The sequence below is a fragment of the Mesorhizobium sp. Mes31 genome (genome assembly GCF_024519675.1).
Classification (GTDB): Bacteria; Pseudomonadota; Alphaproteobacteria; order Rhizobiales; family Rhizobiaceae; genus Mesorhizobium.
In genome coordinates this window covers 148,542-175,042 of record NZ_JALJRL010000010.1, presented here as the reverse complement: position 1 = coordinate 175,042, position 26,501 = coordinate 148,542, and the positions used below count along the sequence as shown (strand labels likewise).

The following is a 26,501-nucleotide window of genomic DNA, read 5'->3' as shown; positions in this document are numbered from 1 at the left end:
GTAAGTTCATGACCGCATCGCCATCCGCAAAAACCGGAAAACCGAAACTCGCCTTCCGCCCGCTGCCCGTGCCGCAGGTCGACGTGCACGGCTTCTGGGGCGACCGCGCCGACGCGGTCGCCGCGCGCACCGCCGACATCCTCTACGACCGCTGCGTCGAGGCCCGCATGCTGGAGCAGATCGACCCGGACCGGCCCTCGCCCGGCATCGTCATCCCGTTCCACTCGCCCTCGCCCGACGAAGCCGACCGCCAGGGCGCGGAATTCACCGGCTCGACAGTGACCACGCAGATGTTCTGGGATTCCGATCTCGGCAAGACGATCGAGACCGCGGCCTATTCGCTCTACCGGCGCAAGAACCCCGAGCTGGAGAACAAGATCGACGCCGTCATCGACATGTACGGCAGGCTGCAGCAGGAGGACGGCTATCTCTCGAGCTGGTACCAGCGCATCCAGCCGGGCAAGCGCTGGACCAATCTGCGCGACTGCCACGAGCTCTATTGCGCCGGCCACCTGATCGAGGGCGCGGTCGCCTACTACCAGGCGACCGGAAAACGCAAGCTGCTCGACATCATGTGCCGCTATGCCGACCACATCGCTTCGGTGCTGGGGCCGGAGCCCGGCAAGAAGAAGGGCTATTGCGGCCATGAGGAGATCGAGCTGGCGCTGGTCAAGCTGGCGCGGGTGACCGGCGAGCAGAAATACATGGAGCTGGCGAAATACTTCATCGACCAGCGCGGCCAGCAGCCGCATTATTTCGACGAGGAGGCGCGCGCCCGCGGCGCCGACCCGAAGGCATATCATTTCAAGACCTATGAATACAGCCAGTCACACATCCCGGTGCGCGAGCAGGACAAGGTCGTCGGCCACGCCGTGCGGGCCATGTACCTCTATTCAGGCATGGCCGACATCGCCACCGAATATGGCGACGACAGCCTGCGCGTGGCGCTCGACCGGCTGTGGGACGATCTCACTGCCAAGAACCTCTACATCACCGGCGGGCTCGGGCCGTCGGCGCACAATGAGGGCTTCACCAGCGACTACGACCTGCCCAACGAGACCGCCTATGCCGAGACATGTGCGGCGGTCGGGCTGGTGTTCTGGGCAAGCCGCATGCTCGGCATGGGGCCGAATGCGCGCTACGCCGACATGATGGAACGTGCGCTCTACAACGGTTCGATCTCGGGCCTGTCGCTGGATGGCTCGCTGTTCTTCTATGAAAACCCGCTGGAAAGCCGGGGCCGGCATAACAGATGGAAATGGCACCGCTGCCCCTGCTGCCCGCCCAATGTCGGGCGCATGGTCGCCTCGATCGGCAGCTATTTCTACAGCCTGGCGGACGATGCGCTGGCAGTTCATCTCTATGGCGACTCGACCGCCCGCTTCGACATATCGGGCACGCCGGTGAGCCTGACGCAGGCAAGCCGCTATCCCTGGGACGGCGCCGTCGAGATCACGCTCGAGCCGCAGGCGCCGGTCGAGTTCACGCTTCACTTGCGCATCCCGGCGTGGAGCAGCAACGCCGCGCTCGAGGTCAATGGCGAGGCGGTCAAGCTGGCGGAGGTCACCGGCGACGGCTACGCCGCGATCCGGCGCACATGGAAAAAGGGCGACCGCGTCCGGCTCGATCTCGAAATGCCGATCGAACGGCTCTACGCCAACCCGCGAGTGCGCCAGGATGCCGGCCGCGTGGCGCTGTCGCGCGGTCCGCTGATCTACTGCGTCGAGGCGACCGACAATGACAGCCAGCTGCATCGCCTGACGCTGCCGAGGACGGCAAGCGTCGAAGCGCGGGACCGGCCGGAGCTTCTCGGCGGCGTGGTGACGCTTTCAGCCACCGCGCAAGCTGACGCCGGCGATGGCTGGCAGGGCGGGCTCTACAGATCCGAGCCACCGGCCACCGCTGAGACGCGCCTGACCGCCATTCCCTACTTCGCCTGGGACAATCGCGAGCCCGGCGAAATGCTGGTGTGGCTGCGGGACGGGTGAGGCGTCAGGGGCGCGCCCGTTCGATCTCCTCGGCCACCAGTTGCTGCAAGTGCCACAGATTGCGGTCGCGGATGCCGCAGGCGTCGAGGTGGCGGATCGTCTCGAACAGATATTCCGCGCCCGAACCCCAATGGCCGGCCGCCCTGGCCAGCGTCGCCGCGATCGCCCGCTTGTCGAGCTTGCCGGCATAGCGTGGATTGCCGGGATCGACGACGAAGCCGAGCGCCCGCGAAGCACTGTCGCCTGTCTTGACTTGCAGCCAGCGCGGTACGTTGACGGCGGGCAGGACGGTCATCTCGCGGCGCAGCAGCGCTTCGAGATTGGCCGCCACCGGCTCGGCGATCTCGAACACCATGCCGTGGCATTGGCCGCCACGGTCGAGCGCCATCATCAGGCCCGGCTGTTCGATGGTGCCCCTGAAGCGCTGCACGGTGAAGCAGAACGACCGATGCCAGCCGGTCGCCACCGCCCGCTCGCCGCCCCTAACCTCGCCGGCCGGCTTCCACAGCAGCGAGCCATAGGCGAACAGTTTCAGCGGCCCGGCCGGAGCCGTTGCCAGCACCTCGTCGCGGAAACGCGCATAATCCGCGTCGGTCATGGTGACCATGCCCGGCACCGGCCCGGCATCCTCGACCGCGCGCAGCGTGCGCGCGACCAAGTCCTCGGTCAGCGCCATCGGCGTCTTGCGAGTGGTGGGTTTTCGGGCCGGCTTGCCGGACATGGCTTTGTTCATTCTCGCGTCCTCAGCCTTACCGTCATCTTGCTGAAAGCAGTTCAGATCTCAAGTGTCAGGGTCGTCCAGACATGGAATCAGAATCTGAGCAACCAAGCCCAACAGCTTGGCCGGATTCAACAAATGCTCGCGACGGCCGGCTGGTCGCCAACTCAAGACACCAGCGGCATCGGCACCTGAAGCCCTTCGATCAGCGCGTCGCGGAACAACGCGATCGGGCGGCTGAGCCGGCCGGCGGGCGGGCGGTGCAGCAGCCAGGCGCGCACCTGCGGCTTGAAGTCCGGGCAGTCGATGACTTCGACGGCATCGCGCCACCGGCTGTCGGCGAAGGCGCCCGGCGTGACGATGCCGATGCCGTGGCCGCGCGCCACCAGCGACATTCTGAGATCGACGCTGAGCGCCTCCACCCCGACCTGGAACGGCAGCCGCGCGGCCTCGAAACTCTGACGGATGAAGGCGCGAAAGCCGCAGCCATTCTCGTTCATCACCCAGGGGAAGCGCGACAGCGAGGCAAGGTCGGCCGGCTTGGGCACGCCAAGGCCGGGGGACCCGACCAGCAGCACCGACTGCAGACCGAGATCGTCGCGCACCAGTTCGTCCGGCGGAGTGACGCCCTCGGCGAGGCACACCGCCACGGCGTCGAGTTCGCTGCGCGCCACCTGCTCGACCAGCCTTGGCGACCAGCCGGAAGAGATGCGCAGCGTCAATTGCGGAAACGCGGCGCGCAAAGTGTCGAGCGGCAGCGCCAGCGCGGCATCCGAGAGATAGGGCATGATACCCAGCCGGAACTCGCCCTTGACCTCGCCTTGTGGCGACACGCCGGCCTTCAAATCCTCGAGCGAGCGCAGCACGCGGCGGCCATGCTCATAGGCCTCGCGCCCCGTGGCGGTCGGCTTCAGCGGCTTCGACTGGCGGTCGAGCAGCGCCGTCGCCAGCCCATCCTCGAGGTTCTGGATGCGGCGCGTCACGCCCGGCTGGGTGAGGTTGAGCCTGGCCGAGGCGCCGACGATGGAGCCGGTTTCCACAACGGCGATGAAGGCTTCGAGGTCATGAATATTCATGCGTATCTCGCATAATCATTATCGAATTGATTGAATTGTAGCATGATAACACCTCGGCATAAAGTCCTCGCACGATATGCAGTTTCATTGAGGACCACATGCTCGACACCAATGACGGCCAACTGGCCGCGCCGGCCGTGACCATCACCGGCCCGCAGACGCTGCTGTTTGCCACCGCCGTCGGCATCATCGTCACCAACCTGTTCGCGCCGCAGACGCTGGTTGGCCTGATCGGGCCATCGCTGGGGGCGAATGCGGCGAGCGTCGGCCTCGTCGCCATGGCGACCTTGCTTGGCTATGCCGCCGGCCTGTTCTTCCTGGTGCCGCTTGCCGATCTTGCCGAGAACCGCGTCCTGATCCTGCGCATGCTGATCGCGGCGGCCCTTGCGGCCGGCAGCGCCGCACTGGCGCCCACCGCCGCCGCGCTGCTGATTGTCCTGTTCATCCTTGGAGCGGCCTGCTCGGCGATCCAGATCCTGGTGCCGATCGCCGCCTCGATGGCGCCGCCCGGACAGGATGGCCGCGTCATCGGCGATGTCATGAGCGGGCTGATGGTCGGCATCCTGCTGGCGCGCCCGCTGGCCAGCCTCATCGCCGATGCCTGGGGCTGGCGCGCCTTTTACGGCCTCAGCGCCGCCGCCCTCGTCCTGCTCGCCTGCGTGCTTGCCTTGGCCTTGCCGCGACGGCGGCCGGCGGCGAGATCGTCCTATGGCGCGCTGATCGCCTCGCTGTTCGACCTGCTGCGCGACGAGCCGGTGCTGAGGCGCCGCGCGCTGACGGCGGCGCTGGTGATGGCGGCCTTCAGCCTGTTCTGGACGGCGGTGGCGCTGCGCCTGGCGCAGCCGCCCTTCGACCTCGGCCAGCGCGGCATTGCGCTGTTCGCGCTGGTCGGCGCCGGCGGCGCGGTGGTGACGCCGCTGTTCGGCCGCGCCGGCGACCGCGGCTGGACGCGCTCGGCTACCATCGCCTGCCATCTCGTTCTGATCGGCGCGATGGCCCTCGCCGGCTGGGCCGGCTCTACCAATCTCTCGGCCTCGTGGTGGCCGCTGGCGCTGATGGGCGTAAGCGCCGTGCTGCTCGACATCGGCGTCACCGGCGACCAGACGCTCGGCCGCCGCGCCATCAACCTGCTGCAGCCGAAGGCGCGCGGCCGCCTCAATGGCCTGTTTGTCGGCATCTTCTTCATCGGCGGCGCCATCGGCTCGATGCTGGCGGGCATCGCATGGATAGCGGGCGGCTGGCCCGCTGTCTGTGCCATCGGTGCCGCCTTTGGCCTCATCGCACTTCTGGTCGACTGGATCGGCGGGCCGGAGTGAACAGACGCCGCGACCTGCGGCAGGGAACAATGTTGCCGGCAAACTGTTTTAGTCTTGGCCGGAGGATGCCATGAACGATGCGTCGGCAAAGCCCGCGGGCCCCGTACTTTCATCGACGGAGCGCGTCAACACGCTGTCGCATTTCCACCGCGCCGAGATCGCGCGCATGGCCGGATGGCGCGATCGGCTCGACAGGACGACGAACTGGGCGATCACCGTGGTGGCGGCGATGCTTTCGGTGTCGCTGTCCACGGCCAGTGCGCATCATGGCGTGCTGCTGTTCGCCATGCTGCTGATCCTGTTGCTGCTGTGGATCGAGGCGCGCCGCTATCGGTTCTTCGACTTCTACCGGGCCCGCGTGCGCCAGTTCGAGCGTCATTATTTCGCGCAGATCTTCTCCCCGCAACCCGACTTCGCCTCGGATTGGCTGCTCATCGTCGGCGAAGGCCTGCGCGCGCCGAAGTTTCTGCTGTCGCAACGTGCCGCGTTGGCGCGTCGCCTGCGCCGCAACTACATCTACCTCTTCCTGATCCTGCTGCTGGCCTGGGGCCTGAAGATCTCGACACCCAGCCTTCAAGCCGCGGGCGTCCGAACCGGGTTCGCCGGCTCGCTTCGCGAGGCCGTCGAGAGCGCCGCCCTTGGTCCCATTCCCGGTGTTGTGATCGTGGTCATTGTGGTGGCATTCTATGCTAGCCTGCTTGCCATCGTCTTTTTCGCGGCGCGCGATGACGGCGAGCTGTCCTTCGGCGACGTCCATGTCTGAGGCTGGCGCCTGACGAGGGTTGCAACGCAAACGGTGGCCGGCGCGTTGTCACCGTCAGTCCACCGCGGTGTTTGAGGGAACCCATGAACTGTCAGTCGGCAACGACGCCACGCATTGTTGCGGCCACTGTCCTGCTGGCCGTTCTCGCCCTGGCGCCGGCAGGCCATGCCTTTGCCGCGCAGCCGGTCGGTCACGCCTCCGGCATGGGCGGTTCGGCGGAGGGCTTGTTCGTCGCCGAGATCGTGCTTCTGCTTCTGGTCGGCCGCGGCCTGGGCGAGATCTTCCAGCGCCATGGCCAGCCCGCGATCATGGGCCAGCTCATCGGCGGCATACTGCTCGGGCCGTCGCTGTTCGGCTGGCTTTGGCCTGACGCGCAGCACCTGATCTTCTCGACCGACCCGGCGCAGAAAAGCATGATCGACGCCGTCTCGCAGCTCGGCATTCTCCTGCTCCTGCTACTGACCGGCATGGAAACGGACCTGCGCCTCGTGCGCCGGGTGGGGGCTGCCTGTTTCTCGATCTCGATCACCGGCATCATCGTGCCCTTTGCCTGCGGCTTCGCGCTGGCGCAATTCCTGCCCGCCTCGCTGTTGCCCGAGCCGACGCAGCGCATCGTCGCCGGGCTTTTCCTCGGCACGGCGCTGTCGATCTCCTCGGTCAAGATCGTCGCCATGGTCGTGCGCGAAATGAACTTCATGCGCCGCAATCTCGGCCAGGTCATCATCTCCTCCGCGATCATCGAGGACACGATCGGCTGGCTGATCATCGCCATCACCTTCGGCATCGCCACCAATGGCAGCCTGCAGGTGCTGCCGCTGATCACCACCGTGGCCGAGGTGGCGCTGTTCATGGTGTTCTCCTTCACCCTCGGACGCCGCCTGGTGTTCACGCTGATCCGCTGGAGCAACGATTCCTTCCGCAGCGAATACGCCGTCATCACCGTCATCCTCATCATCATGGGCGTGATGGCCCTGATCACCAATCTGATCGGCGTCCACACCGTGCTCGGCGCTTTCGTCGCCGGCATCCTGGTCGGTGAATCGCCGATCCTGTCCGACCACATCGAGGGTCAGCTGCGCGGCGTCATCACCGCTCTGTTCATGCCGATCTTCTTCGGCATGGCCGGCCTTTCGGCCGACCTCACCGTGCTCACCGATCCGACGCTGGCGCTCTTGACGCTGGCGCTGGTGGCCATCGCCAGCATCGGCAAGTTCGGCGGCGCCTTCATCGGCGGCAGGCTGGCCGGCATGTCGCTGAAGGAGGCCATCGCCGTCGGCAGCGCGATGAACGCGCGCGGCTCGACCGAGGTCATCGTCGCCAGCATCGGCCTGTCGATGAACATCCTCTCGCACAACCTGTTCACCATGATCGTCACCATGGCCGTCATCACCACGCTCGCCATGCCGCCAATGCTGCGCTGGGCGCTCGGCCGGCTGCCGGTCGGACATGCGGAGAAGCAGCGCGTCGAACGCGAGCTGCTCGACGAGCGCGGCTTCGTCTCGAAGCTGGAGCGGCTCCTGCTGCTGGTCGATGACAGCCCCGTCGGCAAGTTCACCGCCTATCTGGCGGGGCTGATCGGCGGCGGCAGCGGCATGCCGACCACGCTTCTCCACCTCAAGGACGGCAGGATCGCCGGCCCGGCCGGCGACAAGGGCCCTGAACTGGCGCGCAACGAGGTCAGGAAGGGTGCCGCGAGAAGCGCCAGGGCCGTCAGCAAGGCCGAGGACACATCGGTCGAGAAGGTGCATCTGACCACCCGCACGGAGTCCGAAGCCACCGCCGACACGATCGCCCAGGAAGCCCGCAAGGGATACGGCCTGCTGCTGGTCGGGCTGGAGACCACGGTGACGGCCAAGGGATCTTTCACCGGCGCGCTCAACGACATCACCGGCGGCTTCGACGGTCCGCTATGCCTGGTGCTGAACGGCGCCAGATCCGCGGCCAAGATGCCGGTTCTGAGAGCCGGCACCACCATACTGGTCCCTGTCAACGGCACGGAAGTCTCGCGCCGCGCCGCCGATTTCGCCCTGGCGCTGGCGCGGCCGCACCGGGCGCGGGTCAAGGTTCTCTATGTGTCGCAGGCGGCACGACAAGGGGCCACCTCCGTCTCGCACCGGCGCGAGGAAGCCATGCTGAAGGATATCGCCGATCTGGCCGCTCGCTACGGCGTGCAGGTCGACACCGCGCTGCGCACCCGTGCCACGCCCGACAGGGCGATCGCCAGGGAGGTCGCCAAGGGGGCGGCGATGGTGGTGATGGGCGTCACGCAAAGGCCGGGCGAAGAGCTGTTCTTCGGCGACACCGCCACGGCGGTGCTTGCCGCCGTCGCCTGCCCTGTCGTGCTTCTGGCCAGCGAGCGTATCCGCCCCGCGGAAGCCAGGGCGGAGGTGGGTGGCGGGCTCGAAGCGTAGGCGCGCGACTAGAACGAGCGACCGCGCATGTGGGCTACAGGCCGAAGAACTGCCGGCCGATCACATAGCCCAGCGCCACCACGACCAGTGGAAACAGCGCCGGCGCGGCCTTGCTGAAGAAGGAACCTTTTGTGTCCCTTGGCGCCACATAACGTGCATTGCCGAGATTCTTGGTCATTGCGACCCCCCGCATGACGACTCATTAGTAGTCGCTTAATAAGAACATGCCCGGATTAACGGCTTGCAAAGAAACCGGATTAACGGCTGGCAAAGAAAATAGATCGAATAGCAGACCATCGCGTCGCCAGGCCTGTGGCATTCGAAGGAAAATACCCATCCATCGGGAACCGATCGGGCCTGTCCCGGGTTTTGGCCGTCGGGGGGATGCGCATGATCACGATTTCATCGAATGCGAGAAAGTCCGGCAGCGCGCGCTCGTGGCGCCAGGCTTCATGGGCTGTGACGGCTGAGGTGGGACAATGGTGAGCGGCTTCCGGTACCTGACACGTTAGCGACGACCAATCGAAATTCGAACAAACGCCGACCGATCCGCGAGACGCCATGCCACCAACCAGCAAAACAGCTATAGAAGATCGCGGCCATGCCTTCCTCGCCGGCGGTGGCCAGCTCGGCTGCCTGATCGCCGCGTTCGACTGGGCATCGACCTCGATCGGACCGATCGAGGTCTGGCCGCAGAGCCTGAAGACGGCTGTGTCGCTCATCCTGCGCTCGAACGTGCCGATCGTCATGCTGTGGGGCGAGGATGGCGTCATGATCTACAATGACGCCTATTCGGAATTTGCCGGTGGCCGTCACCCGCGACTGCTCGGCTCCAAGGTGCGTGAAGGCTGGCCCGAAGTGGCCGACTTCAACGACAACATCATGAAGGTGTGCCTGGCCGGCGGCACGCTCGCCTATCGTGAGCAGGAGCTGACGCTCAACCGAACCGGAAACCCGGAACAGGTGTGGCTCGATCTCGATTATTCACCGGTCCTCGACGAAAGCGGCGAACCAGCCGGCGTCATTGCCATCGTCATCGAGGTGACCGGGAAAGTTGCCGCCGAGCGCTGGCGGGCGAGCGAGCGCGACCGGCAGCGCCAGATGTTCGAACAGGCACCGGGCTTCATGGCCATGATGTCAGGCCCCCGACATGTGTTCGAGCTGACCAACGCGGCCTACATGCAGCTGGTCGGGCACCGCGACGTGATCGGCAAGCCGGTTCGCGAGGCCCTGCCCGAGGTCGAGGGCCAGGGGTTTTTCGAACTGCTCGACCAGGTCTTCGCCTCTGGCGAGGCCTTCATCGGCTACGCGCTGAAGGCCGAGCTGCAGCGCACACCTGGTGCCGCGAGCGAAGAGCGCTTCATCGACCTCGTCTATCAGCCGGTGCGCAACCCCGCGGGCGAGGTGTTCGGCATCTTCGTGCAAGGTGTCGACGTCACCGACCGGCTGATCGCCGAACAGGCGCTGCGCCAGAGCGAGACCCAGTTCCGCACTTTCGCCGAGGCGATGCCGAACCACGTCTGGACGGCAACGCCGGAGGGGCTGCTCGACTGGTTCAACCCGCGCGTCTACGATTATTCGGGTGCGAAGGCGGGCGAGCTCGACGGTCATGGCTGGGCCGATATCGTGCATCCCGACGACATCGTCGCGGCCGCGGAAAAGTGGCAACAGGTGCTGGCCGCCGGCACATTCTACGAAACCGAGTTCCGGCTGCGTCGGCATGACGGCATCTATCGCTGGTTCATTGCGCGCGCCGTCCCGATCCGCGATGCCGGCGGCGCCATCCTGCGCTGGATCGGCACCAACACCGATATCGACGATCAGAAGCAGGTGGCACAGGCCCTGCTGCAAAGCGAGCGCCGCCTGCAGCTGTCGCAAAATGCAGCCGGCATAGCGGCACTCGAACTCGACATCGCCACCGGAACCGTGGTCGGCTCCGAGGGCTTCTGGGGTCTCTGGGGGCTGTCGCCGCGCGAAAGCGTACCCATCTCCGTGCTGGAAAACATCGTCATTCCGGAGGACAAGGACGTCCGCTCCAACCGCGAGACACGCGAGCAAGGCACCGCCGTGCCGGCCGTGGAATACCGCATCCGGCGGCCCGACACTGGCGAGTTGCGCTGGCTGTCGCGCCACATCGATTTCGTCCATGACGAGACCGGCAAGCCGGTCAAGATGTTCGGCGTCATGCAGGATATCACCGACCGGCGCGAGGCGCAGGCGCGACAGGAGCTGCTGACCCACGAGCTCGAACACCGCATCAAGAACATCCTGGCGATGGTCGCCGCCATCGCCTCGCAGACCTTGCGGAACACCGATATCGCCACGGCGAGCGCCACCTTCAACGAGCGCCTGCGCGCGCTCGCCAATGCCCATGACATCCTGAACAAGACCCGCTGGACCAGCGCCTCCATCCGCGAGGTGGTGGACAACACCATCGCCGCCTTCCCGCTCGAACAGATCTCGATTTCGGGCCCGGCGCTGCCGATCAACCCGAAGATGGCGCTGACGCTCGCGCTCGCCGTCAACGAACTGGCCACCAACGCGCTGAAATACGGCGCGCTGTCGACACCGGACGGCAAGGTGGCGATCGAATGGTCGCTGCAGCCGTCGCATGACAGGCCCGGCGACATCAGGCTGACCTGGCGCTGGCGCGAAAGCGGCGGCCCGCCGGTGACGCCGCCCAGCCGGCGCGGCTTCGGCCGCTTCCTGATCGAGCGCGTCTTCGGCACCGACTTCGGCGGAGCGGTCCGGATCGACTACCACCCCGACGGCGTCGAATGCGTGCTGGATGCGCCGGCACCCCAGTTGCCGACAGCACCTTACTGACTACATAGGGCATGCCATGACCACTCAAAGCCTCGTCACCGTCCTTGTCGTCGAAGACGAAGCCTTCCTGCTGTTCGCCATCGCCGATGATCTGCGCGAGGCGGGCTTCGACGTGCTGGAGGCGAGCAACGCCGACCAGGCGATCCGCATACTGGAGAGCCGGCAGGACATCGCCATCCTGTTCACCGATATCGACATGCCGGGTTCGATGGACGGCCTGCGCCTGTCGGCCGCCGTGCGCGACCGCTGGCCGCCAGTCAAGATCATCATCACCTCGGGCAAGCAACGGCCGGCCCGGGACGCTATGCCGAGCGGCGGCGTGTTCCTGCCCAAGCCCTATGCGCCGGCGGCTGTTACAGCCACAATTCACGGCCTGCTCGCCTAGCAGAGAGCGAACCGGAAAAGACTGTTGGCGAACAGCAAGTTGACGTCAAAGCTCGATTCAACGGATGAATACCTATCCCCGAGACAGAGCCGGTGCGGTTCGTCCGCCGACTTGAGGAAGAGCTGCTGTCGCCGGCGCGAGCCCCAGCCTTGATCTCGGAAATCGCCGGCGCCTTGCGGGTTCAATTCCAGCGCGAATTTCTCGGGGGCGTTCAAGTAGGATGGCGCGCGCGTTGATGCATCAGGGGCGAAAACGGCGCCCATTGGAGGTCGCGGTCGCGCCGGGAACCGTTATGCCGTGAGCGAAGGCACGGTATTGGGCTCCAGCGCCTCTTCCGCCTCATGATCCTCCGGAAGGATATCGCCGTGCACGGCCAGCGGCCGGCCGATCCAGATCGGGTCGACCAGATGGTCGCGCCGGGGGTTGGTCGTGTTCGGATGGATGAGGATGCTGAGCTCCCCATGGTTCAGCATCAGCCACGGAACGAGCGAGCCGAAAATCTCGTTGGCGAACGAGACCTGGTACATGGCCTGGTCATGCGGACCGACCTTCTGGTCGTGCCAGGCGCCCAGCCGTACGCGGAAGCGTTCCCCGATGCGAAGGCGCAGCCATTCGGCATGTTGCCGCTCGGTTTGCCCGTCGTAGTAGATGTGGGCATGATAGCTGGCAATCTCAGAGAGCGGCCTTGGACCGGCTTCGTTCACCTCGATATCCTCCCTCGATGAGTGTCGCTCCCGGCGCAACTGTATCCGAAGCACGGACGCCTTGTCTGCAGTCGGTGCGGCATCGCGAATTGGCTGACATCTACCCGTGCAAGTTCGAAGCGACACTCTTGTCGCTTACCAAAACCCGGGCGCTGTGCACCGACGTCTCATCGGTATCGGCGGAGCGCCGAATCTGTGCTAAGCCGCCGCCCAACCAACCAAAGGACGACACCTATGAACGAACTGACCGTGGCCGAGGCGACTGAAAATATCTATGCCTCGCTGCGGGCGGACAATGCCGACATCGACGCACATATAGCGACGCTCAAGGCAGCGCTGGCGCGAGAGGGGATAAAACAGGCGGTGTTCGATCCGGCCAAGTTGGCGCAGAGCAACCGCTCGGGCCGCAAGTTGATGCAGGCTTATTTTCGGCAGCGCGGCGTGAGCGTGAGGTTTTCGGACTAGCCGGTAGAACCGCGTGCGGGCGATCCCAAGCGCGCCGTTGCTCGGCCGGCCCGACGGTTTGCCGACAGGAAGTCGGGACTGCGCCGCAAGTTGGACGTCTATAATGATTCCAGCGACCGCCAAAGGCGGCCATCGCTCTGAATCATAGCGCTGCCGAGTGACTCCTTCAGTGACTACAGTCAGACTGCGCGCGTGCGCCAGATGAGCCGAAGCAGCAAGAGATTGAACGGCTGATAGCGAAACTGAAGGCGGAGCGAGATGTCCTAAAAAAGGGTCGCCACATCGCGAAGGAACGACATGTGGTTCGCTTTCGTCGCGACACCAGGGCATCTGGCTGATGGTATGGGCGACGCTCTGCTTATCTCCTGCTCGGGCTTCTATGGCTGCTCAACCGCAACCCCCAGCCCTCGCTCCCCGCCACGACGGCATCGACCACGTGGGGCGAACCTCCGAGAAACATGAAACGGTTCACATTCAGAATCGAACGTTCCAGTTAGGAAGATAAGACAGTACTCTAGTTCGGAAATATTGAGATTTGGACTGGGCAAGCCAGCGCGCTCGGTACGTGCCCGAGCACCTCGGGTTGCTGGTATGATCTCGACTGGTTGGGGGTGCGTATGAAACGTACATACAGCCAGGCCAGCCTGGCGAAGGCCTTGGCAATTTTGCGGCTGTACATCGAAATTGCGGTCACCATCATGATGATGGCGACTGAAGCAACCGCCGGACCGATCGTTTCAGTTTGCCCGGCGTCACTTGCGCCGCGAAGAGCGCTGCCTTCCGACACTGTGTGTGTGGATGACACCAGCCGAAGACGCGTCGCTGCGGAAAACGCTCGGGCACCGCTTCTTTGGGTACCCGGTCCATTTGGCCCAAAGACCTGCGCCAATGGCTACGTCTGGCGTGAGGCGACGCCGCAGGATCTTGTCTGCGTCACGCCCGACATCCGTAGCTTCGTCGCGAGTGAGCAGGCAAACCCGATGCTGGCGGCCGGGCAATGACGCGGTCCCTTGCCGCGATTTTGCTGTTCCTGGCAGCGGCGCTGCCTGCCGCGGCGCAAACCGCGGTTGACCTCGGCCCGGCTGCGACCAACGGCCAGGCGGCGCATGACGGTTTCGCGGAACGTGCGCAGCGCCTCCACCTCGTCATGGCCTGTGGCAACGAGTATGAGTTCGTTCAGGGGTTCGTGCTCGCTAGTCGGTTCGGCAAGAAGGGGTTTCCGGACGATCCGGCGACGGGGGCAAAGGAACCGGACCTCGCCGCGTGGCCGCTGACCCTTGTCTTGGGTAAGGCGGCGGTGCTGGCAGACGCGTCGATCGACCCGACCTCGACTGCCGTAGGCCGGCCGGTCTGCCACGGCGCGCTTGCCGAACCCGCAGCGGTCATCGATGCCTGGCGCCCGCTCGCGCGCTGCCGCTCGCCCGATGATCCGGCGTCCTATCTTGGCCAGCCCGACAGCCGCGGGCGCTGCCCGGAGGCGCGGGCGCTGCCCCGAAACGCCCCGGCGCAGGACGTCGTCAACCGCGTCTATGAAGACTGGTTCGGGTTTCGCGCCGAGGATGATCAGGGGCCATGCTCGAGCGTCGCATATGTGTTCTTTCCGCCGGGCGATAGCCGCGTTCAAGTGAGCTTAACTCGCGCCTGCCTCGCCCGACAGATACGCGCTGTGCTCCTGGATGATCGTCACGGACCATGGACGGAAGAAGGCGGCACCGTAACGCCCGAAGTGGCTGGTACGGATGGTCTGCCCTGTCTTTCCGAGTTTTCCGGCGCAGACGTGAAGGGCGACTGGGACATGGGTGTGCTTGAGTACACTCGAATAGCCCATGTCCTCTACCGCGTCGCCGAACGCGGCCATGGTGTGGGCTTCGACGTCGATAAGGCGCTCGAACGTCTCAACACCCGTTTCTTGTCTTTGCGATCCTCGCCGGGGGATGCGACGGCGCGTGAAACCTTCAATCTCGTCTTCGACTGCGGCAACGAGCAGAACCAATATGGCAGTGCCGTCGATACGGTCGACGGGACCGGCAGCGATCCCGGTGTCGGGCGCTACAACGAGGATGGCTCCGAGGAACTCGACCCATCGTTCTGGGACAGTTTTTGGCGTTTTCTTGCATCGCTGCTCATAGTCGTAGCGGCCGCCGCGGTTGCTTGGGCGATCGGCGCGGCATTGGCGACCATTGCACTGGCGGGAGGCGCGACCGCCGCGGCCGCCGCGGTAGCGGCTGTGGTCGCGATTGTGGTGATCCTGGGCTCGGTGCTCCTGGTGAGCCTGGACGAGACCGAGAACCACCTCCTCATGCAAAACACCTCGCGCTATCTCAAGAACAAGTTGATGATGGCCGAGCTTGCCCGCGCCGGAAACCGCGAGGCTTTCGACACCGTCGCCGACCTCAACGACGACGTGCGCGAGTGGCTGCTGGAACGCATGCAACGGATCGCGGAGGAAGATTTCCTCGAATACAACGCGAAACCCTATGCGCGGCTCAGCCACTTTTCCCTGCTGAACCTCATCGACTACGCCTGCGACGTGCGTTGGAACTACGACCTCGCTGGGCTCCAGCGCGGCGCCGACGCTCCGTGCGACGACAAAGACAAGGCCGTCGTGACGGCCGCGGCGGCGCTGTTCGACCTCTCGGCGGCCAAGGCCGCGGTCGGCTCGCTCGAAGGCCGACGGCTGATCCCGTTTCGACGCCGCAGCGAGGTCAATCAGCAATTCTACGATGGCCGCCCGCTGACTGAGCTCGTCGCCGGCGCCGACACGATGATCGCGGCGCTTCAGATGTGGACAGGAAACGACATTTTTGCACCTGGCGGCAAGGCTCAGCCCGCAACCTTCGGCCAACTGTCATTCTACTCAACTTCGCGCTATCGGCCCGATCCGATGATCCTCGACATCGCGATCGACAAGTCCACACCGCGCGCGCAGCAGTATCGGCATTTCGGGCGCGAAGCCTATGTGAGCGGCAACGGCTGGCTTCTGACTGCGGGCGGCGATGACGAGGGGCGGCCGGCTGGAGCCAATCTACCTCTCGGCATCAAGATCTATATCGGTGCGCCGGCAACCGACTATGGTGTCGGCGTTCCGACCACATTGATGACGCGCGCGCCCATCGTCATCGAGAACGGGCAGCCACGGCCCCGCAACCGCGTCCGGGATTTTTTGCGTTTCGACGGCAAGGACGTCGACTTCGGCTTCGACGATGGCAAGCCGCTCAAATCCTTCTCTAACAACAACTGCATCGCCGGTGCCTTTGTATGCGGCCTGCGCCCTCGCCTGCCAGACGATTTCAGTCCGTCTTGCTGGAAATCGATCGACACACATTTTTACGCTATCGACTCCATCCGCTGCTTCGCCCTCGATAATCCCGACGATCGCGCCGACATTTTCGTGGCGCTTTATGACCACGACGGCATCGATGTCGACGGCTCGAGCTGGGGCTTCCTGGAGGTGGCGCAGCAGGATCGCTTCGGGCGCTCGCTCGACGCTTTCATTGATGCGGTTAGAGCCAAGAATGCCGGGCGCGTTGCCGATTGGGAAAAGGCATCCGCTGACGACGATGTCACCTATACGACCACTGACGATCGCACGCTCGAGTTCGAGCCGGAGGACGAGGATTTCGGCGCGGACCGGCGCGCGTGCGGCGTGGTCAACCATGAAGGCGACTCGCGCTTCACGATCAGTGCCGTGCCGGCGGCGGAGGCTGCGAACTGCCGGTCGGTCGGCCGGCGCATCTACATCGACCTCGACGACGAGGAGAAACCGGTTCGCAAGGCCGAGGAAGGGGGGGCGCTTGATGATCTGTTCTAGACGCCTGGCAGCGCTTGCAATGGGGTTCATGCTCTTCGCCGGCAGCGCGGTTGCGCAGGAACAGGTCGTCACCGTGTGCGGCCGCGATGACGCGGCGGGCGGGCTCAACCTCGCCACCGCGCTCGGCCAACCCGGCTCGATCGTGATCCGGTGCCCGTCCGGCGAGGATCACATCGCGATCACCGCAACGCGCAACATACCGTCGTCACGCACGATCCGCGCCGAACAGACTGTAACGCTGTCCGGCCCCGGTAACGGCCCGATGTTTACGACGGCGTTGTCGCTGTATCTGACTGGGCTAACGCTCACCAACCACGCGGCGGTCGCAGGTTCGATCGTCGCCGGCGACCATGCCACCGTCGTGCTCGACAATGTGACCGTTGAGGAAAGTCCGTCCGCCTTCTTGGTGCGCACGCTGCGCGCCAGCAATAGCCACTTTAACCGCAACGGCGACGTGCAGGCGGAAGCGACTGGCAGCGCCGTGGTCGACGCCGAAACCGTGGCGATCGCGGACTGCGAATTCACCGGCAACGGGGATCACCCGATCGCCGGCGGTGCGTGGCCAACCCCGGATCGGGTAGCGTTGTCGCGGCAGGTCACAATTGACCGATCGACCTTCGCCGGCAACCGTGCGAGCCTCTTGTTCACGGACGCGCGCGTAAGGATACGCTCCAGCCGCTTCGTAGAGAACGGAATGCGTCCTGAAGCGGCGCGCGGCGCGTTCGGATCGACTGGCGGCGCGCTGACCATTGTACGGTCCGATGTCGAAATCACTGACAGCGACTTCGTCGGAAACGGCTCGACCGGCCTTGGGGGCGCGATCCTTGCGATCGGCGCCCGCCTCTCTGTAACTAAGTCAACGTTCGAGGCCAACGCGGCGCGTGTCGGCGGTGCCATTGCGAGCTATGGCCGGCCGCCGCGCGAGAACATCTGGAGTGCCGACGAATGGATCGATCTGCCGCGCCTGATGATTGCGCGCGCGACTTTCGACGGCAATACGGCCGACGACGAAGGCGGCGCCTTGGTATTTGCCGGACAAGTTGCGGCTGACGGCGTGGTGCTCCGCAAGAACACCGCCGGCCACGTCGGCGGCGCCATCGCTGCTTGGAACGCTGCGCCGCTCCCAGAACCCTGGCAGGGCGTCTTTCCGGGTCTTGCAAATGCGACCGAGCCCCGACCTGGCGACCAGCTAAGAATGACGCGGTCGATTGTCGTCGACAATCGCGCTGCAGACGACGGCGGTGCATTGGCGTTGGCAGGCGCCGACTCGGCGGTCGGCAACACAATTCTTGCGCGCAATACCAGTTCGGGCAGCACCGTTTCGGGTTCACGCCTTCGCCTCGTCAACTCCGTCGTGGCAAACAATGCGGCTGCCGGCCTGGCCGGCCCCAGCGGGGCAACTTTGGAGCTCGGAAACGTCGCTATTTTTTCAAACAGCGGCGGTAACTGCGCCGCGGGGAGTACGCCTGCAGCGATCGGCCCCAACCTGCAAAGTCCAGACAGTACATGCGGCGCGGCAGCCCAGGTGAAGGACCCCGGCCTCGACAGCAGCTACGCCCCTGGCGTTTATAGTGCTGTGCGTGGCGCTGGCGGCTGGAAGCTTTGCATCACCGATCCGGTCGTCGGCGGCATCGATTTACTTGGCCACACGCGGGCAGACGGCGGTGGGAGATGTGCGATCGGCGCTATCGAGCGCGATTTCACCGAAATAGTTATCGCCGGGATAAGCTTTGGGGGGATTCACGTGCTGCCTCCGTGCCTGTGGTGGTGCCTCGCGATCTTCTTCATTGTCATATTCCTGTTCAGCTTGTTACGACGGCGCAAGCGCACCTCATGATGTCTGCCTTTATGGCGCGAGCAAAGCAGTGGGAATGGGCCAACTAGCCACGATCTGCTCGGTCGCTTCCGAAAGAACACGCCGAGAGCGCACTGGCGGCTTCTGACACCCAAAAACTGATAGCGGACATTTAACCCAGTCCGGCCCCAAGGCAGCCTTGTCGGTCCAAATCGTGCGGCCTCGCCAGGGGTACTCCAGCAGGATAGGCGCTCCGCCATCCCCGATCCTGCTGTAACGGCTGGCTTCGGTTAACCAAGAGGAGGGGCGTGACTGCGTTGCCTCCTGGATCGAGCACCAAAGGGCGTTGCGCATTACCAATGGCTGTTCGCAATGCGCCGCATGTCGGACGTTGAGAACCGCTTTGCCGTTTCTTGAGGGCAGACATCGCCCGTCACCACGCTCCGGCTCCTCCAAGCCCCGCATGATCCGCTGAGTCAACAGATACTCGACCCGCCGGCGTCAGATCCTGCGGAGCGCCTCGGCGGGGAGAAGGCGCGTGGCGCGCCAGGCCGGATAGAGCGCGCCGAGGGGCCCAGCGATGAAGACGAAGATCAGCGCCTGCGCGATCGACCAGCCCGACAGGTAAGGCACGATCAGACCAGCCGCGAACTTCGTCTTCGCCGCCATTTCCATGGTAAGGGCGCCGAGAATGATCCCGATAACCCCGCCGGCCGCGCTCATGATCACGCCCTCGATGAGAATGAGCCGAAGAATCCGCCGCGGAGACCAGCCCAGCGCTGCGAGGACTCCAATCTCGAACGTCCGTTCGTTCACGGCCATCAGAAGTGTATTGGCAATGGCGACACAGGCCATCGCCATGACAACCAGTGAAATCGTCCGCGCAATCGCCTGAAGCAGATCGAAGACGCGGATGCTGCTGGCGAACTGCTCGGTGTCGCCTACCGCGAACCCCGGCGCGGCTGCGGCGAGCCCGGTTCGGGCAACAGCGATGGCGTTCTTGTCGAGCGGGCGCTTCAACCTCACCTCGAACAAGGTGAACACGTCCTCCCGCGACAGGAGTTGCTGCAGCCCTTCGAGCGGAACGATCGCGCTGTTCTGGTTGAGTATGGACGAGAACGACGCGATGCCGACAATCCGATAGGGCTGGAACTGGAGCTCGACAGTATCACCGACCCGTTTGTCCAACGCGCTGGCGATCGACTCGCCGAGGATCACGGACCACTGGTCCCCCGGTGCGGGGATTTGCCCCGCCAGGAGGTGTATGTCTTTCCACAGGAAGCTGCCGCTCGGCCAGCCGGCCATGACAATGTTTGCAGCGTCGTCGGCAGTGGTGATGTTGAGCAGAACCCCCGATACGGCCTCGACGTTTGGCACCGCGGAAAGCCCGGAGCCCAGGGACTTGGGTACGGTGCTGCTCACCAGGTTGAACGCGCTGCGCTGGCTTACCACCAGGTCCGCGCCGTTCTCGTCGATTCCCGACGCAAACGAGTGCTGCACGCCAGCGGTCAGGCCGGTCAGTGCCACAAACCCCGCCACCGCCAAGGCGATGCCGAGAACCGTGAGGAGGGTGCGAAGCGGACGCGCAATGAGACCGCGCAGGGGAAGGGTCAGCTCTGTCATGGGTCAGCGCATCCGCGACGCCGGCGCGGGCGTCGACATCGCCGCCATTGCGCTGTCCGAACGGATGCGGCCGTCGGAGATCTCGACTCGCCGGGCGCACAGTGCGGCCACGTCCTCGTCATGCGTCACCACGATCACCGCGGTACCGAACTCGCGATGCACGTTGCCAATGATGCTCATCACGGATTGGCTCGTCTGCACGTCGAGGCTTCCTGTCGGCTCGTCCGCAACGAGAAGCTTCGGACGGTTTGCAAGCGCCCGCGCAATGGCAAGCCGCTGGCGTTCGCCGCCCGAAAGCTCGGCCGGCCGAAGTGTAGCGCGCTCGGCAAGACCGAAATGTGCCAGAAGTTCGAGCGCGCGAGCGCGACGCTGCCGCACTCCGCCGAGGTTTCCCAGCAAAGCCACCTCGATGTTCTCGCGCGCCGACAAGGAGTGGAGCAGGGAGAAATTCTGGAACACGATCCCGATCTTGCTGGCCCGGACGGCGGCCCATGCAGCCCTGCCGTTGACAGCCCGACCTTCGAACCGAACTTCGCCGCGCGTCGGCCGGTCAAGCCCACAGACCAGGTTCAGGATCGTGGACTTGCCGCTCCCGCTGCGGCCGACAATGGCGACGGTCTCGTCATTCCCGATCACCAGCGACACGTCGTCAACGGCGACAATGCGGCCGCCGTCGAAGTCGCGGCCCACATTGCTCAATTCGACGAGGGGGGACATGAGCACGAGCGAGACGTCATACCCGGCCTTTCCTGAGATCGACGACGAGCGCGGGGATCGAGCCGCCATTGCCGGCGAGCAACTGGGCGATGCGGTCCCGCTGCTGCACGGTCACGGAGCCGCCGTCGACAAAGACATCGCCGACGCAGAGTTGTCCGCGGCAGTGGCGGACACGCCAGTCCACGGACGTTGGGCGGTGGAGCGGCCGGCGGAATTCGCTGCGCACCAGGATGTCGCCGTTAGCCAGGGCCTTTGTGCCGAGCACGGTGAAGGTCTTGTCCTGTGTCCGCTCCAGCCTGTCGGCCAGCCTGTGTGCAATCGCATAAAGAAGCGCATCGGTCACCGCGGCGCGGTCTTCCGCACTCGCCCGGCGCCAATACGTCCCGAGCACGGCTTGCGCGATCCCCCTACCATCGAACGCCGCGGAGATGGAGCGGAGCTGCCCCTCGGCGGATCCACCGTGCCCAAGCACGATCGCCGCCTGGCGCACGGTCTCAACCAACTTGACCGCGTCACTCTGCTCGTCGGCGGCGGCCGAAAGCGATGGGGCGCAGATCGCGAGTAACACGGGGACAAGCAACAGCCGGGCCAAAGCTGCCCAGCTTGCGTGCGACCATCGGCCTGCTGTCATGATCTTATGTCATCCAATGCGCTGTTGGCTGTCAACATCGAGCGTCTCGGCAACCTGCGCAGGCGCATGCCCAAAAGCGGCAGCCAGCGGTTCGAGGCGAGCCACGTGCGCTCTCTGCCTTTCCGTCAGGTCGGGATGGCGGTTACGCACCTGTTTGACGAACGTCGCGGCGACCTGCAGCATCCGCTCCTCGCTGCCGCGGGGAAATGGCAGGCCCAATTCACGGTAGATGCGTTTCATCTCGCCCACGGGGTCGGCGGTGAGATCCTGCAGCCGCACTTCCGCGAGGTCGGCCGCGGGAATCCGGGCTCTATCCGCCAGATAGTGCATCTCTGTCGCGAGATATTCGCGGGTGATGATCTCCTCCTGCTCGTCATCGGGCAATGGCGGCTGCAGGGCGAATGCACGTTGCAATTCGCGCGCCAGAAGCAGGTTGGACCGGAACACGACTTCCGGCGAACGGGAGATGTGGACAAACTTGGCGCCCGGAAACAGTTCCAGGAGGTAGCGGACGCGCGCCGTATGGCTCGGCGACTTGAGCAGAAGTCGCCGCCCGCCCGCAACGAGAGCAAGCCTCTGGACGAAAGCGAACTGATGTGAGCGCCAGCGGCCAAACTCATCCGCCGAAAGCGCGTCGAGATCGTGAAATCGATTGAAGAAGGCCTGCCGGCGAGGAAGCACGGCGCGTCCCGCCAGGACGGACATCCCACCCATATTGTTCAACGCGAAGTCGTCCTCCGCTGGCAGCCTGGCGCCCACCGGCACGACCGCGTTGAGGCGCGTCAACGGCAGCAGGGGTACGAAAAGATAGCGCAGGACCGACCAACCGACGACGAACGTCTGGGGGGCAAGGACCTGCGGCCAGCTCGGCGATCTCAGGTTCGGATCGGCTGCCAGCAGGTTCTGCAAAAACGTCGTCCCGGACCGGAAGTAGCCGAGGACAAACACAGGGGCGTTGTCCCGCTCCATTCGGGGAGGCCGCAGCCGCAGCCATGCCCCAACGATCACGCGCTCCGGCAGGGAGGCGACCGTGCTGATCCCGGAAAGCAGGAGCAGGAGCACCAGGCGCGGCCAGTAAGCGGGAGGGATCTGGCCTTCCGCGCGCCGCAGGATCCGCAGCACGGCGTCAAGAGGTGCCACGCACATGAAGTGCGGATACGGCAAATAGGGCACCAGCCAACGGGCTGCGAAAGCTCGGATGCGGTGTCGGACATTGTTCGATGGCATCATCAAGGAAACTTATGATCCATAGGTTCAGATGTTCAAACCGGCCAGGTCACCGTGAAGACCTCGTCAGGCAGTCCGGAACATCATGGTCTCGGTGGTCAATCCCGGTCCGAACGCCATGCCGCAGCCGAGCAAGCCCGACGGCTCCTTCAGCATTTCGGCCATCACGAACATCACGGTTACCGATGACATGTTGCCGTATTTCCGCAGCACTTCGCGCGACAGCACGAGCGCGGCCGGCTCCAGTTTGAGGGCGCGCTCGACCGCGTCGAGCACCGAGCGGCCGCCGGGATGCACCGCCCACAAATCGATCTCCCTGGCGGGCCTGCCGCCGAGGATGGCCGGATGCTCGTTGCGCAGCGTCTCACGGACCGCGCCGGGGACCTGGCCGGACAGCACCATGTCAAAGCCGTCGTCGCGGATGCGCCAGCTCATCAGCTCCTTGCGCTCCACTGCCACGATGGCGTGGAAGCTTTCGAGCAGGATGCCGTGCGGCTCGGCCGTTACCAGCGCGGCCGCGCACCCGTCACCCCACAGGCAGAACGAGATCAGCTTCTCGAGCTCGGTGGCTTCCTTGAAATGCAGCGTGCACAATTCGATGTTGACGATCAGCACGCGGGCTTTCGGGTCGGAGCGCACGATGTGGCGTGACAGCTTCAAGGCGTTGATGGCGGCATAGCATCCCATGAAACCGACGATGGTGCGCTCGACCGACGTCGGCAGGCCGCATCGCTGCACCAGCTCGAGGTCGATGCCAGGCGCCGAAAAGCCGGTGCAGCTCGTCACGATCAAATGCGTGATCAGCGAGCGGTCGTCGTCGGCCAGAAGCTTGTCGACCGCCCGCTGCGCAAGCTCCGGCGCGGCGGCTTCGTACATCTGCATACGGATTGCGGTGCTGGCGAACGAGCCCCTGACCGAGGTGCCGTCGCGGTCGATTGCCCCGCCGCGCGGATCGTCGGCGGGCGCAAAGCAGGAATAGCGATGTTCGATGCCGGCGAGAGCGACCATGCGCTCGAAGAGCGTAAGGCGCTGGGCATCGTTTTCAAGCAGCGAAGCTCCGTAACGAAGGTAGAATTCATGTACGTCGTGTTCGGGGACACACGTGGCAATGCGGTTCAGATGCGCTTGAGCGGACAAAATTGCTCCAACAATGAGCCCAATCGGGTCTCACAAGAGGTCTGGGAATTGGGGAAGCGTTTCCTAAGGCAAACGTCGGCATAAGGTATTTTATTGCGCCGTGCCGATATTTCTCATTGGCAAACTGTGATACCAGCCTCCGATCTTGTATGAAAGGGGCCGACCTTCGGCTTCGCCGTGCGGATTGAGTTCACATGCGAGTTCCGCCACGAACAGCGCGCGGCCATAAGGTACGACCGAATTCTATTTGCCGGATTGCCGGCTGAAGCCTTGGACTTCCGATCCAGCGCATGACCGACATAAACATCAGGTATCTGGAGCCAGAGCTCCTCGACGGCCTCCCGGCCGACGATCCTGGTGCGATTGCATCCCGTCGTGATCTCGTTCGCATCAATGCATTGATGTTCCAGGCCAGGATCATGGCATCGCTGTTGCGAACGAACGTGCCGACGCCGCCGCGGCGCATCCTCGAACTGGGCGCCGGTGACGGAAAGTTCATGCTGACAGTGGCGCGGCTGATGGCGCGGCGTTGGCCCAACGTGGAGATCGTCATGGTCGACAGGATCGACCTGATCGGCAAGGATGTGTGCGACGCTTTCGCTGAACTTGGTTGGCGGGCGCAACCCGTAACCGCCGATATATTCGATTGGACAGCGGACAGGCCCTTCGATCTTGTTTGCGCCAACCTCATCCTCCATCACTTCGACGACACGCGCCTCCTGGAGCTGTTTTCCCGCATCATGACGATGGCCCCGATGCTCGTCGCGACGGAGCCGCTCAGGGCCAAGGTGCCACTTGTCGCGACGCGGTTCCTGCGACTGATCGGCGCCTGCGCGGTTACACTGAATGACGCGGCGCAAAGTGTCCGCGCCGGTTTTCGCGGCACGGAACTTTCACAATTGTGGCAACTGGCAGGTGGAACGCCGGTGATGGAGGCCCGCAAAGGCCTGTTCACTCAAGGTTTTGTCGGTGCCACCATGCCCGGCGCCAAGTGATGCACGACGCAATAGTCATCGGTGCTGGCCCCGCCGGCAGTTCCACCGCCATTGCGCTGGCCCAGCATGGTTGGTCGGTGGCAATGGTGGAGAAGGCCGCGTTTCCTCGCCGAAAGGTCTGCGGCGAATTCATGTCGGGCACCAGCCTTGTCTTGCTCGACCGGTTGGGCGTCGGCGAGACCTGGCGCGCGGAAGCCGGCCCCGAAATACGTCGCGTCGGGTTCTTTTCGGGCGATGTCTCGGCCGAGGCGCGAATGCCGCGCGCCAGGACGGGTCTCGGCCGCGCGCTCGGCCGCGATCGTCTGGACTACGTCCTGTTGCAGGCCGCCGAACGTGCGGGTGTCGAGATTCTCCAGCCTTGCAAGGCCGTCGCCATTCGTCGGCGCGATGATTTGCAGTTTGTGACCGTGGAGGCGGGACAGCAAGAAAAGGTTTTGAGCGCACCTGTAATCATTGCCGCGCATGGATCCTGGGAACCTGGAAAACTCCCAAGCCAGATTGAAAGAACAAGCCGACCTTCCGACCTTTTCGGGTTCAAGGCCCATTTTACCGGCGCCGCGCTGGCGCCCGACCTAATGCCGCTGCTGGTATTCCCGGGCGGCTATGGTGGAATGGTAACGGCGGACCATGGCCGGGTTTCAATTTCCTGCTGTATCCGCCGGGATGTTCTGTCCGGGCTGCGCCAGCGCTATGGAAACATCGCGGCGGCGGATGCCGTATGGCGCCACGTCGTGGCCTCGTGCCGGGGCGTGGGAACTGTGCTGGCCGGTGCCGAATTGAATGGCCCATGGCTCGCCGCGGGACCGATCCATCCCGGTATTCGAGCTGGCTATGATCAGGGCATCTTCCGCGTCGGCAACATCGCGGGTGAGTCACATCCCGTAATCGCGGAAGGGATTTCGATGGCGCTGCAATCCGGCTGGCTCCTTGCGCGGGAACTGGTCGCGCTGGGCAAAGGTCACGAGGGCCACGACGAGGCCGGACATCGCTACGAAAGGCAATGGCGTCGGCAATTCTCGACCCGTTTGCGTGCCGCGGCCTTGATTGCCCGAATAGCGCTTGGGCCAGGCGGCGCGGCGGCCATGCGCGCCGTGATCAAGAATTTTCCGGCGGCTTTGACACTCGGCGCTCGACTGAGTGGAAAGACCCAACCCGTTCCGGGCTTTTGACGTCAAGCAGCACTGCTCGCTGGGCGTCAGCCGACGGTGTACCAAACGTCACGATGGCGGTTGACCGTGAAGAGGTCACAGACCATGCCGCAATTCGATCGTACGTTCTACCCCGATCTCCAACTAGGAAATGGACAGGATCTCGAGTTGGCGCTGCCCCAGCTGGACAATTTCGCCAACGGTTTTGCCAATCAGTGCGATGGCAACCGGCGAACCATGCGATATGGAAGCCTGGGACGGGTTGGCCTCATCCTCACCGACGATGCGGAAGGTCTGGGTGCGGCCATCATCACGCGCGAAGGTGACGGTGTGACCGAAGGCGATCACGTCATTGGACGCCGGCACCGGCATAAGCTGAGCCGTGCGGACGCGTTCGGCGTAATAGGTGACATCGCGAACCGGAACCGCCGACTGCCGTCGCCTCTCGTTGACATCTTCCAGCACGCTGGCGGTCTCGAGAGCCAGCTGAGCGCGCGCCAATTCATCCCTTAGCATCTTGAGGCCCGCCTCGGTGACGAGGTTGATCCGATCGGAGATAGGGCGAGCCGGCAGGATGGTTTCCGATGCTGCCTCGGCGCTTTCCTCCTTGGCAAAGGCTACGCTCAATTGGTCGCACTCCGTGTCGAACAGTGTTGGTTAGGGGATAACCCATAGGCGACAACAAAGCTTCAACAATTCGACGGCTGGCTTTGGCGGTCGGGGCTTGTGAGCCTGCAAATTCCGCACTTGAGCCGCACGTGACCT

22 protein-coding genes are annotated in these 26,501 nt (G+C 64.5%); 12 read left to right on the top strand and 10 right to left on the bottom strand.

Features of this window, described 5'->3' with window-relative positions; genetic code table 11:
- The first annotated feature begins 8 nt into the window (after positions 1-8).
- Positions 9-1,988, top strand: a complete 1,980-nt coding sequence (locus NR193_RS18655; RefSeq protein ID WP_256752247.1) for a glycoside hydrolase family 127 protein — start codon at positions 9-11, stop codon at positions 1,986-1,988.
- 4 nt (positions 1,989-1,992) lie between these two features.
- Here NR193_RS18655 and NR193_RS18650 read toward each other — a convergent pair whose 3' ends face one another.
- A complete protein-coding gene (locus NR193_RS18650; RefSeq protein ID WP_256752246.1) occupies positions 1,993-2,721 on the bottom strand; it encodes a gamma-glutamylcyclotransferase in 729 nt (242 codons plus the stop codon).
- A gap of 152 nt (positions 2,722-2,873) precedes the next feature.
- Positions 2,874-3,782: a LysR family transcriptional regulator gene (locus NR193_RS18645; protein ID WP_256752245.1), complete on the bottom strand. Its 909-nt coding sequence runs from the start codon at positions 3,780-3,782 to the stop codon at positions 2,874-2,876.
- 98 nt (positions 3,783-3,880) lie between these two features.
- Here NR193_RS18645 and NR193_RS18640 point away from each other — a divergent pair, with 98 nt between their 5' ends.
- From NR193_RS18640 to NR193_RS18630, 3 genes are all read left to right on the top strand, one after another.
- Complete coding sequence (locus tag NR193_RS18640; protein ID WP_256752244.1) at positions 3,881-5,098, top strand: MFS transporter; 1,218 nt, start codon at positions 3,881-3,883, stop codon at positions 5,096-5,098.
- Between the two features lie 70 nt (positions 5,099-5,168).
- Positions 5,169-5,861 carry a DUF2270 domain-containing protein gene (locus NR193_RS18635; RefSeq protein WP_256752243.1) on the top strand — a complete coding sequence of 231 codons (693 nt, stop codon included), beginning with the start codon at positions 5,169-5,171 and terminating at the stop codon, positions 5,859-5,861.
- Positions 5,862-6,064: 203 nt separating this feature from the next.
- A complete protein-coding gene (locus NR193_RS18630; RefSeq protein ID WP_375162715.1) occupies positions 6,065-8,272 on the top strand; it encodes a cation:proton antiporter in 2,208 nt (735 codons plus the stop codon).
- Between the two features lie 34 nt (positions 8,273-8,306).
- On the opposite strand, the gene NR193_RS18625 is transcribed toward NR193_RS18630, so the two are convergent.
- Positions 8,307-8,450, bottom strand: a complete 144-nt coding sequence (locus tag NR193_RS18625; protein WP_256752241.1) for a hypothetical protein — start codon at positions 8,448-8,450, stop codon at positions 8,307-8,309.
- 383 nt (positions 8,451-8,833) lie between these two features.
- Here NR193_RS18625 and NR193_RS18620 point away from each other — a divergent pair, with 383 nt between their 5' ends.
- Both NR193_RS18620 and NR193_RS18615 read left to right on the top strand, forming a co-directional pair.
- Entirely contained in the window at positions 8,834-11,098 is a 2,265-nt protein-coding gene (locus NR193_RS18620) for a PAS domain S-box protein (RefSeq protein ID WP_256752240.1), read from the top strand.
- A 16-nt stretch (positions 11,099-11,114) separates the two neighbouring features.
- Complete coding sequence (locus NR193_RS18615) at positions 11,115-11,483, top strand: response regulator (RefSeq protein WP_256752239.1); 369 nt, start codon at positions 11,115-11,117, stop codon at positions 11,481-11,483.
- 290 nt (positions 11,484-11,773) lie between these two features.
- Here the strand turns inward: NR193_RS18615 and NR193_RS18610 are convergent, their stop codons facing one another.
- Complete coding sequence (locus tag NR193_RS18610) at positions 11,774-12,187, bottom strand: DOPA 4,5-dioxygenase family protein (protein ID WP_256752238.1); 414 nt, start codon at positions 12,185-12,187, stop codon at positions 11,774-11,776.
- A gap of 234 nt (positions 12,188-12,421) precedes the next feature.
- Here NR193_RS18610 and NR193_RS18605 point away from each other — a divergent pair, with 234 nt between their 5' ends.
- From NR193_RS18605 to NR193_RS18585, 4 genes are all read left to right on the top strand, one after another.
- On the top strand, positions 12,422-12,652 hold the full coding sequence (locus NR193_RS18605) for a hypothetical protein (protein ID WP_256752237.1): 231 nt from the start codon (positions 12,422-12,424) through the stop codon (positions 12,650-12,652).
- 617 nt (positions 12,653-13,269) lie between these two features.
- Positions 13,270-13,653 carry a hypothetical protein gene (locus NR193_RS18595; protein WP_256752236.1) on the top strand — a complete coding sequence of 128 codons (384 nt, stop codon included), beginning with the start codon at positions 13,270-13,272 and terminating at the stop codon, positions 13,651-13,653.
- The gene (locus NR193_RS18590) at positions 13,650-16,463 is read left to right on the top strand and encodes a hypothetical protein (protein ID WP_256752235.1); all 2,814 of its coding nucleotides are present in this window, start codon (positions 13,650-13,652) and stop codon (positions 16,461-16,463) included. Before NR193_RS18595 ends, NR193_RS18590 begins: the two co-directional genes overlap by 4 nt.
- Positions 16,447-18,300, top strand: coding sequence for a hypothetical protein (locus NR193_RS18585; protein WP_256752234.1), 1,854 nt, complete (start codon positions 16,447-16,449; stop codon positions 18,298-18,300). Before NR193_RS18590 ends, NR193_RS18585 begins: the two co-directional genes overlap by 17 nt.
- A 459-nt stretch (positions 18,301-18,759) precedes the next feature.
- Here NR193_RS18585 and NR193_RS18580 read toward each other — a convergent pair whose 3' ends face one another.
- The 5 genes from NR193_RS18580 to NR193_RS18560 form a co-directional block, all read right to left on the bottom strand.
- On the bottom strand, positions 18,760-19,881 hold the full coding sequence (locus NR193_RS18580; RefSeq protein ID WP_256752233.1) for an ABC transporter permease: 1,122 nt from the start codon (positions 19,879-19,881) through the stop codon (positions 18,760-18,762).
- A gap of 3 nt (positions 19,882-19,884) precedes the next feature.
- The gene (locus NR193_RS18575; protein ID WP_256752232.1) at positions 19,885-20,598 is read right to left on the bottom strand and encodes an ABC transporter ATP-binding protein; all 714 of its coding nucleotides are present in this window, start codon (positions 20,596-20,598) and stop codon (positions 19,885-19,887) included.
- A gap of 16 nt (positions 20,599-20,614) precedes the next feature.
- Positions 20,615-21,229, bottom strand: coding sequence for an ABC transporter substrate-binding protein (locus NR193_RS18570; RefSeq protein ID WP_256752231.1), 615 nt, complete (start codon positions 21,227-21,229; stop codon positions 20,615-20,617).
- A gap of 9 nt (positions 21,230-21,238) precedes the next feature.
- Positions 21,239-22,459, bottom strand: coding sequence for a sulfotransferase (locus NR193_RS18565; protein WP_256752230.1), 1,221 nt, complete (start codon positions 22,457-22,459; stop codon positions 21,239-21,241).
- A 63-nt stretch (positions 22,460-22,522) separates the two neighbouring features.
- Positions 22,523-23,593: a type III polyketide synthase gene (locus NR193_RS18560; RefSeq protein WP_256752229.1), complete on the bottom strand. Its 1,071-nt coding sequence runs from the start codon at positions 23,591-23,593 to the stop codon at positions 22,523-22,525.
- A gap of 290 nt (positions 23,594-23,883) precedes the next feature.
- On the opposite strand from NR193_RS18560, the gene NR193_RS18555 reads away from it, so the two are divergent.
- Both NR193_RS18555 and NR193_RS18550 read left to right on the top strand, forming a co-directional pair.
- Positions 23,884-24,588: a class I SAM-dependent methyltransferase gene (locus tag NR193_RS18555; protein WP_256752228.1), complete on the top strand. Its 705-nt coding sequence runs from the start codon at positions 23,884-23,886 to the stop codon at positions 24,586-24,588.
- The gene (locus tag NR193_RS18550) at positions 24,588-25,757 is read left to right on the top strand and encodes an NAD(P)/FAD-dependent oxidoreductase (RefSeq protein WP_256752227.1); all 1,170 of its coding nucleotides are present in this window, start codon (positions 24,588-24,590) and stop codon (positions 25,755-25,757) included. The genes NR193_RS18555 and NR193_RS18550 overlap by 1 nt, the downstream gene beginning before the upstream one ends.
- Positions 25,758-25,880: 123 nt before the next feature.
- Here the strand turns inward: NR193_RS18550 and greA are convergent, their stop codons facing one another.
- Positions 25,881-26,363 (bottom strand): transcription elongation factor GreA, encoded by a 483-nt coding sequence (gene greA, locus NR193_RS18545; RefSeq protein ID WP_256752226.1) that lies wholly within the window; start codon positions 26,361-26,363, stop codon positions 25,881-25,883.
- Between the last annotated feature and the right edge of the window lie 138 nt (positions 26,364-26,501).